Source organism: Cupriavidus mimosae (assembly GCF_023952485.1).
In the GTDB taxonomy this organism is placed as follows: Bacteria; Pseudomonadota; Gammaproteobacteria; order Burkholderiales; family Burkholderiaceae; genus Cupriavidus; species Cupriavidus taiwanensis_C.
Window position 1 is genome coordinate 441,912 of record NZ_JALHRY010000002.1, and the last position, 15,610, is coordinate 457,521.

Sequence of the window (15,610 nt, forward strand, 5' to 3'; positions counted from 1 at the left end):
GCTGGACCGCCGCCTGTTACTCGAAGTGACAGACGTAGTCCAGCGTCTCCTGCACTTCGATGTCGAAGCTGCTGTTGCCCGGCACGTTGAACTGCTGGCCGGCGCCGTAGGTCTGCCAGTCTTCCGAACCGGCCAGGCGCACGCGGCAGCTGCCGGCGTTGATTTCCATGATTTCCGGCGCCCCGGTGTTGAAGGTCAGCGATGCCGGGAAAATCACGCCCAGCGTCTTGCGGGTGCCGTCCGGGAACAGCACGGTGTGGCTCACGCACTTGCCGTCGAAATACAGGTTGGCTTTCTTGACGACCGATACGTTGTCGAACTGGCTCACTTCCATCTCCTTGGGTGTCTTGCGAAAGACGTAAAAAGAGGGGCCGCAACGGCCCCTCTCCTGTTCACCCCGGGCGCGCTCAGTAGCGGCCGCAGAGCAGGTATTCCATCAGCGCCTTCTGCACATGCAGGCGGTTTTCCGCCTCGTCCCAGACCACGCTCTTGGGGCCGTCGATCACGGCGGCCTCGACTTCCTCGCCGCGGTGCGCCGGCAGGCAATGCATGAAGAGCGCATCGGGCTCGGCGCGGTCCATCATCGCGGTAGTGACCATCCAGTCCTTGAAGGCGCGCTTGCGGGCGTCGTTCTCGGCCTCGAAGCCCATGCTGGTCCACACGTCGGTGGTAACCAGGCTGGCACCCTGGCAGGCCGCGAGCGGGTCGTCGAAGACCTTGACCAGCCCGGACGCGGACGCCGGAACCATGGCCGGGTCCAGCTGGTAGCCCGGCGGTGCCGAGAAGTGGAAGGTGAAGCCCAGGCGCTCGGCGGCCTGGATCCAGGTGTACGCCATGTTATTGGCGTCGCCGATCCACGCCACCGTCTTGCCGCGGATGCTGCCCCGCTGCTCGATATAGGTGAAGACGTCGGCCAGCACCTGGCACGGGTGGTATTCGTTGGTCAGGCCGTTGATCACCGGCACGCGCGAATGCGCGGCGAAGCGGTCGATGATGTCCTGGCCGAAGGTGCGGATCATGATGATGTCGACCATGCGCGAGATCACCTGTGCCGCATCCTCGATCGGCTCGCCGCGGCCCAGCTGCGAGTCGCGCGTGTTCAGGAACACCGCGTGGCCGCCCAACTGGTGGATGCCGGCTTCGAACGACAGGCGCGTACGCGTGGAATTCTTCTCGAAGATCATGGCCAGCGTGCGGTCGTGCAGCGGGTGCCAGGTCTCGTAGTTCTTGAACTTGGCCTTCAGGATCCGCGCGCGGTCCAGCAGGTACTCGTACTCGTCGGGAGTGAAGTCGCTGAACTGGAGGTAATGCTTGATCGGGGTTGAGCTCATAAAACAAAGAAGGCGGCTCGGTGGGGACACGCCGTCACGAACTGTTCTTGCAAACTGTTCATGATCGAAGCGCGTCGCGGAGCCGCCTTTCGCGTCGCATACGCAATTTAACTGCAAGGATCATAAGGGATTATTTCTGCTTTGGCGAGCCCGGATCAACCCGGCCGCGGCCTGCCGCACGGTTGCGCTGACAGCTTCCTGACAGGATTTCGTCCTTATGCGCAACTCTTATATAAGATATAATACTGGCTGATTCACGCGGGGCCCGGCATACCCATGCCAGTGCCCGCCGCCGGCATCAAAAGTGCCCCTGCAGGACACCGACGCCCCGCCTTCCGGCTGGAACCAGCGCGAACCAATCGCGCCCCGGCCGCGTCAAACGGGCGCCCCCGTCCAGCGGGCTTACTGTCGAGTCATCCGCCTCACCCGCAGTGTCCAGCCTCATGAACCCCAACGTTCGCGAATACTTTATCCAAGGCATTACCAAGGAAGGCAAGACCTTCCGCCCGAGCGACTGGGCTGAACGACTGTGCGGCGTGATGGCGCAGTTCCGACCCGAAGGCGACAGCGGCGACCCGCGCCTGACCTACTCGCCGTACGTGCGGCCGATCTTTGCCGGCAATGTCAAATGCGTGGTGGTGGACGTGCGCCTGCGCGACATTGAGCCCAAGGCGCTGGACTTCGTGCTGAACTTCGCCCGCGACAACAACCTGCAGCTGGTGGAAGCCTGCTCGCTCGAATAAGCGCGCCGGCGCGGCGCCGGAAAGCAAAAAAGCTCGTCGGATGACGAGCTTTTTTATTGGCGGCGTGCCCGGGGACACCCGCCTCTGCTGGGCCGCACAAGCGGCCCGGGCAGCTATCAGGCAGCCATGGCCTTGATGGCGGCCGACAGGCGCGACTTGTGGCGTGCAGCCTTGTTCTTGTGCACGATCTTCTTGTCGGCGATGCTGTCGATCACGATTTGCGAGTTCTTGAAGACCTCGGCGGCAGCGGCCTTGTCGCCGGCGTCGATGGCCTTGCGGACGGCCTTGACGGCGGTGCGCAGACGCGAACGCAGGCTGGAGTTGTGAGCGTTCTGGGCAACGGCCTGGCGGGCGCGCTTGCGGGCTTGTGCGGAATTTGCCATGTAAAAAATATCCTGAATTCAGATGCGTGCCGCGGGGGACACAACAATTAAGTCATATCGAGCGACCCGGGATGCACTGACACACGAATCCGGAACGCAACTGTCCTTGTGAATCGGCGATTATACACAGATGCCGGTGCATGTGACAAGACCGCCGGGACTTTGCCGGCGCAGGCCGGGGCCTTGGGGCGTGATCCGTATAATAAGCGCCACATTGTGCCGGGCCACGTGGCGCGCCGGCAACTTTACTGCCCGAACCCGCGTCTCAACAAGTCGCGGTGCCGACAGCACCGTCCCACCGTTCCCGCACCCGTCCGCATCTTGAACCTGCTCAAAGCGCTCGCCACCATCAGCAGCCTGACGATGCTCTCGCGCATCACCGGCCTGGTGCGCGAGATCCTGATCGCCCGCGCCTTCGGCGCGTCGGACATGACCGACGCGTTCAACGTGGCCTTCCGCATCCCCAACCTGTTGCGCCGCATCTTCGGCGAAGGCGCGTTCTCGCAGGCCTTCGTGCCGATCCTGGGCGAATACCATACCAAGCGCGGCGACGCTCCGACCAAGGCTTTGATCGACGCCGTCGCCACCGTGATGACCTGGGTGCTGATGGCCGTGTCGCTGCTGGGCGTGATCGGCGCGCCGCTGGTGATGACGGTGGTCGCCACGGGTTTTCGCGGGCAGGCTGATACCTATACCGCGGCCGTGTTCATGACGCGGGTGATGTTCCCGTATATCGGGCTGATCTCGCTGGTGGCGCTGGCGTCGGGCATCCTCAATACCTGGCGCAAGTTCGCGGTGCCGGCCTTTACGCCGGTGCTGCTCAACCTGTGCCTGATCGTGGCGGCGCTGTTCGTCGGCCCGCACATGGAGCAGCCGATCTACGCGCAGGCCTGGGGCGTGCTGGTCGGCGGCGTGCTGCAGCTGGCGATCCAGGTGCCGGCGCTGCGGCGCCTGGGGGTGATGCCGCGCATCCGCTTCAACCTGCGCGCGGCGTGGTCGGATCCGGGCGTGCGCCGCATCCTGCGCCAGATGGGTCCGGCGCTGCTGGCGGTGTCGGTGGCGCAGGTCAGCCAGATCATCAATACCAATATCGCCTCGCGGCTGGCGGCGGGCAGTGTTTCGTACCTGACCTATGCCGACCGGCTGATGGAATTCCCGACCGCGCTGCTGGGTGTCGCGCTGGGGACGATCCTGCTGCCAAGCCTGTCAAGGGCCAACGCCTCGGGCGACCATGCCGAGTACTCGAGCCTGCTCGACTGGGGCCTGCGCCTGACCTTCCTGCTGGCCGTGCCGTGCGCGGTCGGGCTGTTCGTGTTCGGCGCGCCGCTGACCGCGGTGCTGTTCAACTATGGCAAGTTCGACGCCCATGCAGTCGAGATGACGCGCCAGGCGCTGGTCTCGTACGGCGTGGGCCTGATGGGGCTGATTTCGATCAAGATCCTCGCGCCGGGCTTCTATGCGCGGCAGGATATCCGCACGCCGGTCAAGATCGCGCTGCTGGTGCTGGTGATCACGCAGGCCTGCAACGTGGCGTTCGTGCCGTGGATCGGCCATGCCGGGCTGGCGCTGTCGATCAGCGCCGGGGCCACGCTCAACGCGCTGCTGCTGTTCTACGGCTTGCGCCGGCGCGGCCTGTACCGCCCGGCGCCGGGCTGGTGGCTGTTCCTGGCGCAGCTGAGCGCTTCGGTGCTGCTGCTGTCGGGCATGCTGCTCTGGTTCGCGCGCAACTTCGACTGGATCGGCCTGGGCGCGACGCCGCTGCTGCGCATCGCGCTGCTGGCTTCGTGCCTGGTACTTGCAGCGGTGGTCTACTTCGGTACACTGTGGCTCATGGGACTGCGCTACTCTGCCTTCAGGCGCCGGGCCGGCTGATGGGTCAGCGGCAACTGCCATTGCCGGCTGAGCGCCTGGCATTGGTGACCCACGCTGCGCGCGGTGCCGGCGGCTGCACCGGGAAACCGACATGACATCCACCAAAGTCCTGGATTATTTCGCCAGCCTCGTGGCCGACGAAAACGGCATCCCGCTGACCGAAACCGCGCTCTCCATCGCGCAGGACGCCTATCCCGACCTGGACCTGCAAGGCGAGCTGGCGGCGCTTGACGTGCTGGCCCTGCGGCTGAAGCGCCGGATTGCCGAAGGCACCCCCGCGATCCAGCGGCTGCGGCTGCTGAACCATTTCTTCTACCGCGATCTCGGCTTCGGCGCCAACGCGAACGACTACTACGACCCCGACAACTCCTACCTGAACGTGGTGCTGCGCCAGCGCCGCGGCATCCCGATCTCGCTCGCGGTGCTGCATATGGAACTGGGCCAGCAGATCGGCCTGCCGCTCAAGGGGGTGTCGTTTCCCAACCATTTCCTGCTGCGCATGACGATCCCCGCCGGTGAGGTGATACTTGACCCCCTCACCGGCGAAACCCTGTCGAAGGAACAGTTGCAGGAAATGCTGGACCCCTACCTGGAGCGCGAGGGCATCAGCGATGCCAGCCAGGTGCCGCTGGGCCTGTTCCTGCGCGCGGCCAGCCACCGCGAGATCATCGCGCGCATGCTGCGTAACCTGAAGGCGATCTATCTGCAGGAATCGCGCTGGCAGCGGCTGCTGGCGGTGCAGAACCGGCTGGTGATCCTGCTGCCGGGATCCATCGAAGAAGTGCGCGACCGGGGCCTGGCCTATGCCAACCTGGAGTGCTTCCGCCCCGCGCTGGCCGACCTGGAAGCCTATGTCCAGGCCCGCCCCGACGCCGCCGATATCGGCCAGATCCGCGAGCGCATGCCCGCGCTGCGGATGATGAGCCGCAGCCTCAGCTGAGGCTGCTCAACCGGGGCGGCTCAGCGCTCGACGCGCGTAGGCCGGCGGCGGTTGCCGCGCACCAGCTTCCACAGCCCGCCCAGCACCAGCGGCACCACGGCCGCGCCGATGCCGGCCAGTACGATCAGGTTCAGGTACTGGCGGATGAACGGCAGATTGCCGAAGAAGTAGCCGGCAAACACCAGGCCGACCACCCATGCCACGGCGCCGATCACGTTGAACATCTGGAAGCGTGCGAAGGTCATTTGCGACACCCCGGCGACGAACGGCGCGAAGGTGCGCACGATCGGCACGAAGCGCGCCATCACCAGGGTCTTGCCGCCGTGCCGCTCATAGAAGTCATGAGTGCGGCGCAAGGCATCCTGGTCCAGGAAGCGCCACTGGTGGTCGAATACCTTGGGCCCGATCCAGTTGCCCACCATGTAGTTGACGGTATTGCCGGAAATTGCCGCCACCAGCAGCAGGCCTATCAGCACCCATTCGTTCATGGCGCCGGTCGCGCAGAAGGCGCCGGCGATAAACAGCAGCGAGTCGCCCGGCAGGAACGGCACCACCACCAGCCCGGTCTCGGCAAAAACGATCAGGAACAGGATGGCATAGACCCAGTGGCCGTACTGGTCGATGACCGTGCCGAGGTATTTGTCGACATGCACCAGCATGTCGATGAGCTGCAAAGCGAGATCCAAGTCGTTCCCCGTGTGGTGGTTTGACGGTTTATTCCCATGCGGCGCCGATCTCGGATCCGCGCCGCCATCGCCTGAATCATACAAGAGCGGCGGCGCCTTTCCCCCACCTCGGCAACCCGTCTGCGTGGGGGAACGTCCACGTATAATCGCCGGATGCCAGCCTCCCCTTCCAGCACTGCCTTGCGCACCACCCAGCAGCCGCGCCCGATCCGGCCGCTGCCGGACCAGCTCATCAGCCAGATCGCCGCCGGCGAAGTGGTCGAACGGCCGGCGTCCGTGGTCAAGGAACTGCTGGAAAACGCGCTCGATGCCGGCGCCACGCAGCTCGGCATCCGCCTGGAGGAAGGCGGCGTGCGGCGCATCGTCATCACCGACAACGGCTGCGGCATTCCTGCCGCCGAGCTGCCGGTGGCACTGATGCGGCACGCCACCAGCAAGATCGCCTCGCTCGACGAACTCGAATCGGTGCTGACCCTCGGCTTCCGCGGCGAGGCGCTGGCCTCGATCGCGTCGGTGTCGCAGATGTCGCTGACCAGCCGCACCGCGGCCGATGCCCACGCTACCCAGGTCAGCGCCGACTCCGGCGCGCTGCAACCCGCGTCCGGCGGTATAGGCACCACCGTCGACGTGCAGCACCTCTACTTCAACACGCCGGCGCGCAGAAAGTTCCTCAAGACCGAACAAACCGAGCTGGGCCACTGCCTGGAGATGGTCCGGCGCGTGGCGCTGGCGCGGCCGGACGTGACCATCTCGGTCCACCACAACGGCAAGCCGCTGGAGCACTGGAATGCCGGCGACGTTGCCGCGCGCACGGCGCAGGTGCTGGGCACCGACTTCGCCCGCGCCCGGCTGGCGCTGGACGAGCACGCCGACTCCCTGAGCCTGTACGGCTTTGCCGGACTGCCCACCGCTTCGCGCGGGCGGCCGGACCAGCAGTACTTCTTTGTCAACGGCCGCTTCGTGCGCGACAAGCTGCTCAACCATGCGGTGCGCAGCGCCTACCAGGACGTGCTGCACGGCGACCGCTTCCCGTCGTACGTGCTGTGCCTGGACCTGCCGCCGGAGATGGTCGACGTCAACGTGCATCCGTCCAAGATCGAGGTGCGCTTCCGCGAATCGCGCGCCGTGCACCAGTTTGTCTACCACGCGGTGCAGCGCTGCCTGGCTCGCCAGGCCGGCGCCAACGGCGACAGCCTGCATACCGATGCCGACGGCGAAATCACGCTGCCGCCGGGCGCCGCGACGCCGGCGGCCGCAGCGCGGCCTGGCGCCGGCGGTCCGGGCCAGTGGATCAACTATTCCGCGGCCCGGCAGACCGAGCTGGGCATCGCCCAGCCGCGCCAGGCCTACCTGGGCATGGTGCGCGAGGCCACCGGCCCGGCGGCACGCCCCTACGGCGCGCCCGCAACGCTCTCCGGCGGCTGGGCCGGCGCGTCGGTGCAACCGCCGGCATGGCTGGCCGAGGTCCAGTCGGCGCGCGCCGGCGATCCGCCCGGCCTGCTGGACCGGCTACCGCCGGCGGCGCAGTCCGACGAGACCGGCGCTCCTGACGAACACCCGCTCGGCTATGCCATTGCCCAGCTGCACGGGATCTACGTGCTGGCGCAGAATGCGCGCGGGCTGGTGCTGGTCGACATGCACGCGGCGCACGAGCGCATCCTCTACGAGCAGATCAAAACCGCACTGGACGCGCGCGAGCTGGCGGTGCAGCCGCTGCTGCTCCCGGTGACGCTGCCGGCCAGCCCGGTCGAGATCGGCGTGGCCGAAGAACACCAGCAGACGCTGACGCTGCTGGGCTTCGATATCGCCCCGGTGTCGCCAACCACGCTGGCGGTGCGCGCGGTGCCGGCGCTGCTGCAGCAGGCCGATGCCGAGGCGCTGGCGCGCGACGTGCTGCGCGACTTGTACGCTTACGGCGGCTCGCGCGTGCTGGCCGAGCGCCGCAACGAACTGCTCGCCACGCTCGCCTGCCACAGCGCGGTGCGCGCCAACCGCAAGCTCACGGTCGAGGAAATGAACGCGCTGCTGCGTCAGATGGAGCAGACCGAGCGCGCCGACCAGTGCAACCACGGCCGGCCCACCTGGGTGCAGCTGACCGTGACCGAGCTCGACCGGCTGTTCCTGCGCGGGCAATAAGCGCGCTCGCATCTTTTGATCCAAGGTTTTCGATGTCCGCCGTACCCCACGATTCCGCCTCGTACCCGCCCGTGGTCTGCCTGCTCGGCCCTACCGCGTCGGGCAAGACCGCCGCCGCGCTGGCGCTGGCGGCCGACGCGCCGGTGGAGATCATCAGCCTGGACTCGGCGCTGGTGTACCGCGAGATGGATATCGGCACCGCCAAGCCCACGCGCGACGAACTGGCCGCGGCGCCGCATCACCTGATCGACATCATCGACCCGGCCGACAGCTACTCGGCCGCGCAGTTTGTCGCCGACGCCGAAGGCCTCATCGCGCAGATCCGCGCGCGCGGCCACGTGCCGCTGATCGTCGGCGGCACCATGCTCTATTACAAGGCGCTGACGCAGGGTCTCAACGACCTGCCGCAGGCCGACGCCGCGCTGCGCGCCGAGCTGGACCAGCTCGCCGCCGAGCGCGGCTGGCCAGCCCTGCATGCGATGCTGGCCGAGGTCGACCCGGTCACCGCGGCGCGCCTGGCACCCAATGATGCGCAGCGCATCCAACGCGCGCTGGAGATTTACCGTCTGTCCGGCCAGCCGATGTCGGCGCTGCTGGCGCGCCAGGCCGAGGGCCGCACCTTTGCCGGCGCGGCCGACCAGCGCTACCGCGTGATCGCGCTGGAGCCGTCGGACCGGCTGGCGCTGCATGACCGCATCGCCCGGCGCTATGACGCCATGCTGGCGCAAGGCTTTATCGAAGAGGTCAAACGGCTGCGCGCGCGCGGCGACCTGCATCCGGGGCTGCCGTCGATCCGCTGCGTCGGTTACCGCCAGGTGTGGGAATACCTGGATGGCGAGGCCGACTTTGCCACCATGCGCGAGCGCGGCATCGCCGCCACGCGCCAGCTGTGCAAGCGCCAGCTGACCTGGCTGCGCAGCACGCCCGAGCGGCTGGTGGTCGATTGCCTGGCGCCCGATTATGTCGAGCAGGTGCGCAGGCTGGCGGATTTCGGCCACTGATCCGGTGCCATGCCGGCTGGCATGGCGAGTGACGGACAGGCGATAATTGCCGATCCCTGACCTCGCAAGGCCGACCCGCATGTCCAAGCCCACCTTCACACTGCGCCCCGCTACCGCCGCCGACAGCGAAACGCTGTTCAACCTGATCCTGGCGCTGGCCGAATACGAAAAGCTGACCCATCTGGTCGAAGCCACGCCGCGGAAGATAGAGGCGGCGCTGTTCGGCGCCACGCCGCATGCCGAGGCCGTGCTGGTGGAGGTCGACACCGATGTCGACGGCAAGGCGGGCCGCAACGCGGTCGGCTTTGCCCTCTTCTTCCACAACTTCTCGACCTTCCTGGCCAAGCCCGGTCTTTACCTGGAAGACCTGTATGTCGATCCGGCCTGGCGCGGGCACGGCCTGGGCAAGGCCCTGCTCAAGCATCTGGCCGCGCTCGCGGTCGAGCGCGGCTGCGGCCGCTTCGAATGGTCCGTGCTGGACTGGAACCAGCCGTCGATCGACTTCTACCGGGCCATGGGCGCCGACGTGCTGCCCGACTGGCGCATCTGCCGCGTGACCGGCGCAGCACTGGACCAGCTTGGCGCGAAATAAGGCGGCAACCAGTCCACCCTTGGTGTTATACACTTGATGCCGAACCGCCATACAATGGCAGCACCAACTGTCTTTTTTCCGGACCGCGCCGACCGCCATGCCACGCACCAAAGCCGAACCGCCCGCCAGCCCCGCCGACGGACTCCCTGAGACCGACGCGGACGGCGCGCGCGGCGCATCGGTCGAGGAAATCGCCGACCGCATCCTGACCGCGATCTGGGAGCACCGCCTGCCCCCGGGCACCAAGCTGGTCGAGGAAAAGCTGGGCGGCGTGTTCGGGGTCAGCCGCACCAAGGTGCGGCTGGCCTTCGCCAAGCTGGCGCACGAAGGCGTCCTGACCGTGCATCCCAACCGTGGCACTTTCGTTTCCAGCCCGAGCGTGGCCGAAGCGCGCCAGGTGCTGCATTCGCGCCGGCTGCTCGAACCGGCGCTGGTGCGCGACCTTGCCGGCGCGATCGATGCGACCGGGCTGAAGGCGCTGCGCGCGACCACGCGCCAGGAATCCCAGGCGCGCGACAGCAACGACCGCCGCGCCATCATCCGGCTGTCGGGCGAGTTCCACTGCAAGCTGGCGGAAATGACAGGCAACCAGTACCTGGGCAAGTACATGCGCGAGCTGTGCTCGCTGACCTGCCTGATCATTGCGCTGTATGACGCGCCGGGCGTGCCGTCGTGCCCGCACCACGAGCACGACGATATCGTCGATGCGCTGGAAGCCGGCGACGGCGAACGCGCCGCGCGGCTGATGAGCGAGCACCTCGGCCACGTCGAAAGCACGCTGCGCCTGGAGTTGCCCGCCGAAGAAAAGGTCGATCTGGAAGCGGTGTTCGCCGCGGTCTGAACCGCGGCGTTAACTTGATAGCAAGCGGCGCGGCTTAGCGGTGCTCGATGCGCGCCGCCAGCGCCGCCGGCAAACCCAGCGTGGGCTTGGCATCGGGGCGGCGGAAGGTGCCCGCGGTGGCCTTGCGCGGCTGCAGCGCGACCAGCGCCTCGGCCTGCTTGACGGCGGCGGCCATCTGGTCGACCACCGGCACCGGAATGCGGTCGCGCACGCGCGCGGCCAGGCCGGCCAGCGGCGCGCCGGCCAGGATCACCACGTCGGCCTCGTCTTCCACCACGGCGCGGTTGGCCAGTTCCACCAGCACGGCCTCCTTCTCTTCCTGCACGTCCGACACCGAGCCAAAGCTGCCGTCGAGCATGCGGATGCCGGCCAGCCGGCTGCGCAGCCCGTGCATGTCGACGCACTCCTCGTACCAGGGGCCCAGCGCGCGCGCAAAGGTGACGATGGCAAAGCGCCGCCCGAGCATGCACGCCGACAGCATCGCCGCCTCGGCCATGCCCACCACCGGCAGGTCGAACAGCTCGCGCGCCCCCATCAGGCCGGGATCGCCGAAGGCGGCGATGACCGCCGCGTCGAACTGTCCGTGATGCTCGGCCAGCATTTCCAGCGCGATGGCGCCGCCGATCTGCGCCTCGGCGCGGGTGGCGATATACGGCACGCCGCGGCTCGCGGTCAGCGGCACCAGCTCGGTGCCGGGCGCGGCGGCCTCGTTCGCGGCGGCCATCAGGCGCGCAGTGATGCCTTCGCTGGTGTTGGGATTCAGAACAAGGATTCGCATGTCAGGAGATCAGGCAGGGTTGACTAAGGACGCCAGCACGTTTTCGGCCAGCTTCGCAGCGGCCAGCACGCTGCGGTCGGCACCGCGCGGGCCGGCGATCTGCAGGCCCACCGGCAGGCCATCGCGGCCGCTGCCGCAAGGCACCGAGATCGCCGGCGCCAGCGCATGGTTGAAGAAGGGGGTGAACACGGCGTGGGCGCGCGGCTCCACCGCGACGCCGCCGATGCGCTCCGGCCCGAGGCGATCGTTGCGCCAGGCCACGCACGGCGTGGTCGGGCACAGCAGCAGGTCATAACGGGTAAAGAAGCCGGCCACGGCCAGCGCGATCTGGCGGCTGGCTTCGCGCGCGCGCGCCACCTCGGCGCCGGTCCACGCCAGCCCGCGCTCGATCTGGCGCGCGACGTCGGCATCGAATACCTCGGGGTCGCGGCGCCAGGCATCGCCATAGAGATGGGCCAGGCCGACATGCTGCAGCGGCATCAGCGCGGCCTCGTCGGCGCCCTGCGGCCACGCCGGGTCGGCGCGCTCGACAGTCAGCCCCGCGGCCTGCAGGCGCGCCACGGCCGCGTCGAAGGCCTGCGCGACATCGTCGTCGACCGGGGTGTCCAGCCCCAGGCGCGGGCTGACCGCGATCTTCAGCGTATGCAGCGGCCGCGCCGCGCCCAGCGAGAAGCCGAGAGTGTCGGGGTCGCGAGGATCGGCGCCGGCCAGCGCCTCGAACATCAGCTCGGCATCGGCCACGGTGCGCGTGATCGGCGCAATCACCTGGATGCCGTTGAAGGCATGGGCAAAGCCGACCGAGTCGGGAATCGCGCCATAGGAGGGCTTGAAGCCGACCACGCCGGCATGCGCGGGCGGCCGTCGGCTGGAGCCGCCGCCATCGGTGCCCAGCGCCAGCGGCGCCATCCCGGCCGCCACCGCCACCGCGCAACCGCCCGACGAGCCGCCGGCGGTCAGCGTGGCATCGAGCGGATGGCGCGTCAGGCCGTAGACCTTGTTGGTGGTCAGCCCCTTGCAGGCGAACTCCGAGGTGTTGCCCATGCCGAGCACGATTGCGCCGGCGCGGCGCAGGCGCTCGACCGCGATCGCGTCGGCGGGCGCGATGAAGTCGCGGTACAGCTGCGAGCCCTGCGTCACGCGCCGGCCCTGGCTCCAGATCACGTCCTTGACGATCACCGGCACGCCCGCCAGCAGCGGGCGCTCGCCCTGCGCCAGGCGCGCGCGCAGGTGCGCCAGATCGGCATCGACCAGTTCCTGGCGCTGTTCGAAGACGGCGTTGAGCTGGTCGTTGCGCGCCGCGATGCGGGCCTGGAAGGCCGCAGCCACCTCGGCGGGGTCGAGGCGCCCGGCGGCGACGCGGGCCGCGATGGTGGCGGCATCGAGGCGGTTGGTCAGTTCCATGTCTACAGTGTCGGTCAAGCTATCGATCGCGCAAGGCGGCGTTCACAGGCTGCCGCCCGAAGTGCGGTAGCGCGGCCGCGCCATTTCGGGCAGGCCGCACGGCAGGAACTCGCCGTGGCCGGCCTCGGCCATGACCTCGCCCTCATGCGCCACCACCTTGCCGCGTACCAGCGTGGTCACCGGCCAGCCGGTCACGCGCAGGCCCTCGTAGGGGGTGTAGTCGACGGCATGGTGCAGCCCCTCATTGCGGATCGTCACTTCGCGCTGCGGATCCCAGATCGCCAGGTCGGCATCGGCGCCGATGGCGATGGTGCCCTTGCGCGGATGCAGGCCGTAGAGCTTGGCCGGGTTGGTCGAGGTCAGCGCGACGAACTGGTTGACCGAGATGCGGCCGCCCACCACGCCTGCCGAGAACAGCAGCGGCAGCCGCGTCTCGAGTCCGGGGATGCCGTTGGGGATGTACTGGAACGGGACTTCCTGGCCGCCGGGTTTCTTGCCCTGCGCGTCTTCGTAGCGGAACGGTGCATGGTCGGACGAGAAGATGGTGAAGAGGCCGTCGGCCAGGCCGTCCCAGATCACCTGCTGGTTGCTGCGGTCGCGCGGCGGCGGGCTGCACACGCACTTGGCACCGTGGTAGCCGGGCTGGTCGAGGTCTTCGGCGGTCAGGAACAGGTACTGCGGGCAGGTCTCGGCAAAGATCTTCATGCCGCGGTTGCGGGCCCAGCGGATCTGCTCGACCGCCTCCTTGCCCGAGACATGGACGATCAGGATCGGCACGTCGACCAGCTCGGAGAAAGTGATGGCACGGTGCGTGGCCTCGCGCTCGATCGCCATCGGCCGCGCCAGCGCGTGGAACTTCGGCGCGGTATTGCCGGCCGCCCCGAGCTTGTCGGTCAGCCACGCGATGCAGTCAGAGTTCTCGGCATGCACCATCACCAGCGCGCCTTCCTGGCGCGCCACCGACAGCACCTCGAGGATCTCGCGGTCGTTCAGCTTGAGGTCGTCGTAGGTCATGTAGACCTTGAACGACGAATAGCCTTCGCGGATCAGGCCCGGCAACTCGTCGTTCAGCACCGCCTCGGTCGGGTCGGCCACGATCAGGTGGAAGGCGTAGTCGACCACCGACTTGCCGCCGGCGCGGCGATGGTAGTCGGCCACCGCGGCGCGCAGCGAATGGCCCTTCTCCTGCGCGGCGAAGGGGATCACGGTGGTGGTGCCGCCGCACGCCGCCGAGACCGAGCCGGTGCGGAAGTCGTCCGCCATGCGCAGGCCGTCCGGCATCGGCTGGTCCAGGTGGCAGTGCGCATCGACGCCGCCGGGCAGCACCAGCTTGCCACCGGCGTCGATCACCTGCGCGGCCTCGCCCAGGTCGTGGCCAAGCTGCACGATGCGGCCGCCGGCGATGCCGATATCGCATTGCATGGTGTCGCTGGCGGTGACCACGGTGCCGTTGCGGATGATGAGGTCGAACTGTTTCACGGTACGGTTTGGTTGTGAGGACAAGGGGAGCAGCCGCGCTTCAGCGGTCGGCGTCGGACAGGTGCATGCGCGCGGTTTCACGCGCCGCGAACGCCGCCACCGCGATCAGCGCGCACACCGCTGCCAGGTAGAGCGCCACCGGCATGGTGTTGCCGAAGCGGTCGAGCAGGCCCACGGCGATCAGCGGGGCCAGCGCGCCGCCGAACACGCCGGCAAACTGGAAGCCCAGCGAGGCGCCGGTGACGCGCACCCGGGTGGCGAACAGTTCGGGCAGGAACGAGGCCAGCGGCGAGAACATGAACGACACCAGCACCATGCCGACGAACGAGGCCAGCATGATCAGCGCCGGGCTGCCGGTCTTGATCATGGCGAAGAACACGAACGCCCACACCGCGCCGCCGATGCCGCCGATCATCAGCACCGGGCGGCGGCCGATACGGTCAGCCAGCAGGCCGGCGATGGGGATGAACAGGATCTGCGCCAGCGCGCCCAGCAGCACGGCGTTGAGCGCGATGCTCTTGGGCAGGCCCAGCTTGGTCGGCACGAAATACAGCAGGAACAGCGTGAACACATAGAAGGCAATGTCGCCGCCCAGCCGCGCACCGAACGCGATCAGCAGCTGCTTCTTGTAGTTGCGCAGCACTTCCATGATCGGCGCGCGCGCTTCGGCATGCGATTCCTCCAGCTTCTCGAACATGCCGGATTCGCGCACGTTGGCGCGGATATAGAGCCCGACGCCGACCAGCAGCGCCGACAGCAGGAATGGCACGCGCCAGCCCCAGCTGAGGAAGGCTTCTTCGGACACCTGCCACGTCACCAGCGCAAAGATGCCGTTGGCCAGCAGCAATCCGATCGGCGCCGCCAGCTGCACCAGGCTGCCGAGGATGCCGCGCCGCTTACCTTCAGGATCGAGTTCGTTGACCATGATCGCGGCCCCGCCCCACTCGCCGCCCAGCGCCAGGCCCTGCACCACGCGCAGCAGCACCAGCAGCAGCGGCGCCAGCGCGCCGGCCGCGGCATAGGTCGGCAGCAGGCCGATGCCGAAGGTGGCCAGGCCCATCATCAGCAGCGTGATGATCAGGATCGACTTGCGGCCCATCTTGTCGCCGAAGTGGCCGAAGATGGCGGCGCCCAGCGGGCGCGCCACGAATGCCACGCCATAGCTGGCGAAGGACAGCAGCGTCGCGGTCAGCGGATCGCTCTGCGGAAAGAACAGCTTGGGGAAGACCAGCGCGGCGGCCGATCCGTAGATGAAATGGTCGTAGAACTCGAGCGTGGTGCCGGCCAGGCTGGCCCCGGCGACGCGCGCGACTGACTGTTTGCTGGCCGACGTGCCTTTTTCCGCCGCGTCGATGCTGACTGCTTGCATGGTGGTCCTCCAATGGTCCCTGGCCTGCCCGCTGCGCTCCGGTCGCCGGATGCGCGCT

General features: G+C 68.0%; 15 protein-coding genes. 7 read left to right on the plus strand and 8 right to left on the minus strand.

Features of this window, described 5'->3' with window-relative positions:
* Positions 1-16: 16 nt before the first annotated feature.
* Complete coding sequence (gene ppnP / locus MKD50_RS06030) at positions 17-328, minus strand: pyrimidine/purine nucleoside phosphorylase (protein ID WP_115704583.1); 312 nt, start codon at positions 326-328, stop codon at positions 17-19.
* 79 nt (positions 329-407) lie between these two features.
* Entirely contained in the window at positions 408-1,331 is a 924-nt protein-coding gene (argF, locus tag MKD50_RS06035; protein WP_111519233.1) for an ornithine carbamoyltransferase, read from the minus strand.
* A 443-nt stretch (positions 1,332-1,774) separates the two neighbouring features.
* Here argF and MKD50_RS06040 point away from each other — a divergent pair, with 443 nt between their 5' ends.
* Positions 1,775-2,074 (plus strand): DUF3579 domain-containing protein, encoded by a 300-nt coding sequence (locus tag MKD50_RS06040; RefSeq protein ID WP_012353767.1) that lies wholly within the window; start codon positions 1,775-1,777, stop codon positions 2,072-2,074.
* Positions 2,075-2,190: 116 nt separating this feature from the next.
* Here MKD50_RS06040 and rpsT read toward each other — a convergent pair whose 3' ends face one another.
* Complete coding sequence (gene rpsT / locus MKD50_RS06045) at positions 2,191-2,457, minus strand: 30S ribosomal protein S20 (RefSeq protein WP_115704584.1); 267 nt, start codon at positions 2,455-2,457, stop codon at positions 2,191-2,193.
* Between the two features lie 321 nt (positions 2,458-2,778).
* Between rpsT and murJ the strand changes: the two genes are divergently transcribed.
* Positions 2,779-4,329, plus strand: coding sequence for a murein biosynthesis integral membrane protein MurJ (murJ, locus tag MKD50_RS06050; protein WP_240072572.1), 1,551 nt, complete (start codon positions 2,779-2,781; stop codon positions 4,327-4,329).
* 91 nt (positions 4,330-4,420) lie between these two features.
* Positions 4,421-5,269 carry a SirB1 family protein gene (locus MKD50_RS06055; RefSeq protein WP_062801644.1) on the plus strand — a complete coding sequence of 283 codons (849 nt, stop codon included), beginning with the start codon at positions 4,421-4,423 and terminating at the stop codon, positions 5,267-5,269.
* A 20-nt stretch (positions 5,270-5,289) separates the two neighbouring features.
* Here MKD50_RS06055 and MKD50_RS06060 read toward each other — a convergent pair whose 3' ends face one another.
* A complete protein-coding gene (locus MKD50_RS06060; protein WP_240072573.1) occupies positions 5,290-5,943 on the minus strand; it encodes a VTT domain-containing protein in 654 nt (217 codons plus the stop codon).
* 165 nt (positions 5,944-6,108) lie between these two features.
* Here MKD50_RS06060 and mutL point away from each other — a divergent pair, with 165 nt between their 5' ends.
* From mutL to MKD50_RS06080, 4 genes are all read left to right on the plus strand, one after another.
* The gene (gene mutL / locus MKD50_RS06065; protein ID WP_252666654.1) at positions 6,109-8,091 is read left to right on the plus strand and encodes a DNA mismatch repair endonuclease MutL; all 1,983 of its coding nucleotides are present in this window, start codon (positions 6,109-6,111) and stop codon (positions 8,089-8,091) included.
* A gap of 32 nt (positions 8,092-8,123) precedes the next feature.
* Positions 8,124-9,092 carry a tRNA (adenosine(37)-N6)-dimethylallyltransferase MiaA gene (miaA, locus tag MKD50_RS06070; RefSeq protein ID WP_252666655.1) on the plus strand — a complete coding sequence of 323 codons (969 nt, stop codon included), beginning with the start codon at positions 8,124-8,126 and terminating at the stop codon, positions 9,090-9,092.
* Positions 9,093-9,171: 79 nt separating this feature from the next.
* Positions 9,172-9,684: a GNAT family N-acetyltransferase gene (locus tag MKD50_RS06075; protein WP_115704592.1), complete on the plus strand. Its 513-nt coding sequence runs from the start codon at positions 9,172-9,174 to the stop codon at positions 9,682-9,684.
* A gap of 97 nt (positions 9,685-9,781) precedes the next feature.
* Positions 9,782-10,525, plus strand: a complete 744-nt coding sequence (locus MKD50_RS06080) for a GntR family transcriptional regulator (RefSeq protein WP_115704594.1) — start codon at positions 9,782-9,784, stop codon at positions 10,523-10,525.
* Between the two features lie 34 nt (positions 10,526-10,559).
* Here the strand turns inward: MKD50_RS06080 and MKD50_RS06085 are convergent, their stop codons facing one another.
* The 4 genes from MKD50_RS06085 to MKD50_RS06100 are packed head-to-tail and all read right to left on the minus strand — an operon-like array spanning position 10,560 to position 15,552.
* Positions 10,560-11,303 (minus strand): aspartate/glutamate racemase family protein, encoded by a 744-nt coding sequence (locus tag MKD50_RS06085; RefSeq protein ID WP_240072577.1) that lies wholly within the window; start codon positions 11,301-11,303, stop codon positions 10,560-10,562.
* Positions 11,304-11,312: 9 nt separating this feature from the next.
* Complete coding sequence (locus MKD50_RS06090) at positions 11,313-12,722, minus strand: amidase (protein ID WP_240072578.1); 1,410 nt, start codon at positions 12,720-12,722, stop codon at positions 11,313-11,315.
* A gap of 24 nt (positions 12,723-12,746) precedes the next feature.
* Entirely contained in the window at positions 12,747-14,183 is a 1,437-nt protein-coding gene (hydA, locus tag MKD50_RS06095) for a dihydropyrimidinase (protein WP_115704600.1), read from the minus strand.
* Between the two features lie 40 nt (positions 14,184-14,223).
* Positions 14,224-15,552 carry an MFS transporter gene (locus MKD50_RS06100; protein WP_115704602.1) on the minus strand — a complete coding sequence of 443 codons (1,329 nt, stop codon included), beginning with the start codon at positions 15,550-15,552 and terminating at the stop codon, positions 14,224-14,226.
* Positions 15,553-15,610: the final 58 nt, after the last annotated feature.

What these genes read in the sequence shown, in the direction of transcription:
- MKD50_RS06075 (WP_115704592.1), top strand. Translation starts at nt 9,172, where the DNA reads ATGTCCAAGCCCACCTTCACACTGCGCCCCGCTACCGCCGCCGACAGC.
- miaA (WP_252666655.1), top strand. Translation starts at nt 8,124, where the DNA reads ATGTCCGCCGTACCCCACGATTCCGCCTCGTACCCGCCCGTGGTCTGC.
- rpsT (WP_115704584.1), bottom strand. Translation starts at nt 2,457, where the DNA reads ATGGCAAATTCCGCACAAGCCCGCAAGCGCGCCCGCCAGGCCGTTGCC.
- MKD50_RS06055 (WP_062801644.1), top strand. Translation starts at nt 4,421, where the DNA reads ATGACATCCACCAAAGTCCTGGATTATTTCGCCAGCCTCGTGGCCGAC.
- MKD50_RS06085 (WP_240072577.1), bottom strand. Translation starts at nt 11,303, where the DNA reads ATGCGAATCCTTGTTCTGAATCCCAACACCAGCGAAGGCATCACTGCG.
- argF (WP_111519233.1), bottom strand. Translation starts at nt 1,331, where the DNA reads ATGAGCTCAACCCCGATCAAGCATTACCTCCAGTTCAGCGACTTCACT.
- MKD50_RS06040 (WP_012353767.1), top strand. Translation starts at nt 1,775, where the DNA reads ATGAACCCCAACGTTCGCGAATACTTTATCCAAGGCATTACCAAGGAA.
- MKD50_RS06080 (WP_115704594.1), top strand. Translation starts at nt 9,782, where the DNA reads ATGCCACGCACCAAAGCCGAACCGCCCGCCAGCCCCGCCGACGGACTC.
- MKD50_RS06100 (WP_115704602.1), bottom strand. Translation starts at nt 15,552, where the DNA reads ATGCAAGCAGTCAGCATCGACGCGGCGGAAAAAGGCACGTCGGCCAGC.
- mutL (WP_252666654.1), top strand. Translation starts at nt 6,109, where the DNA reads ATGCCAGCCTCCCCTTCCAGCACTGCCTTGCGCACCACCCAGCAGCCG.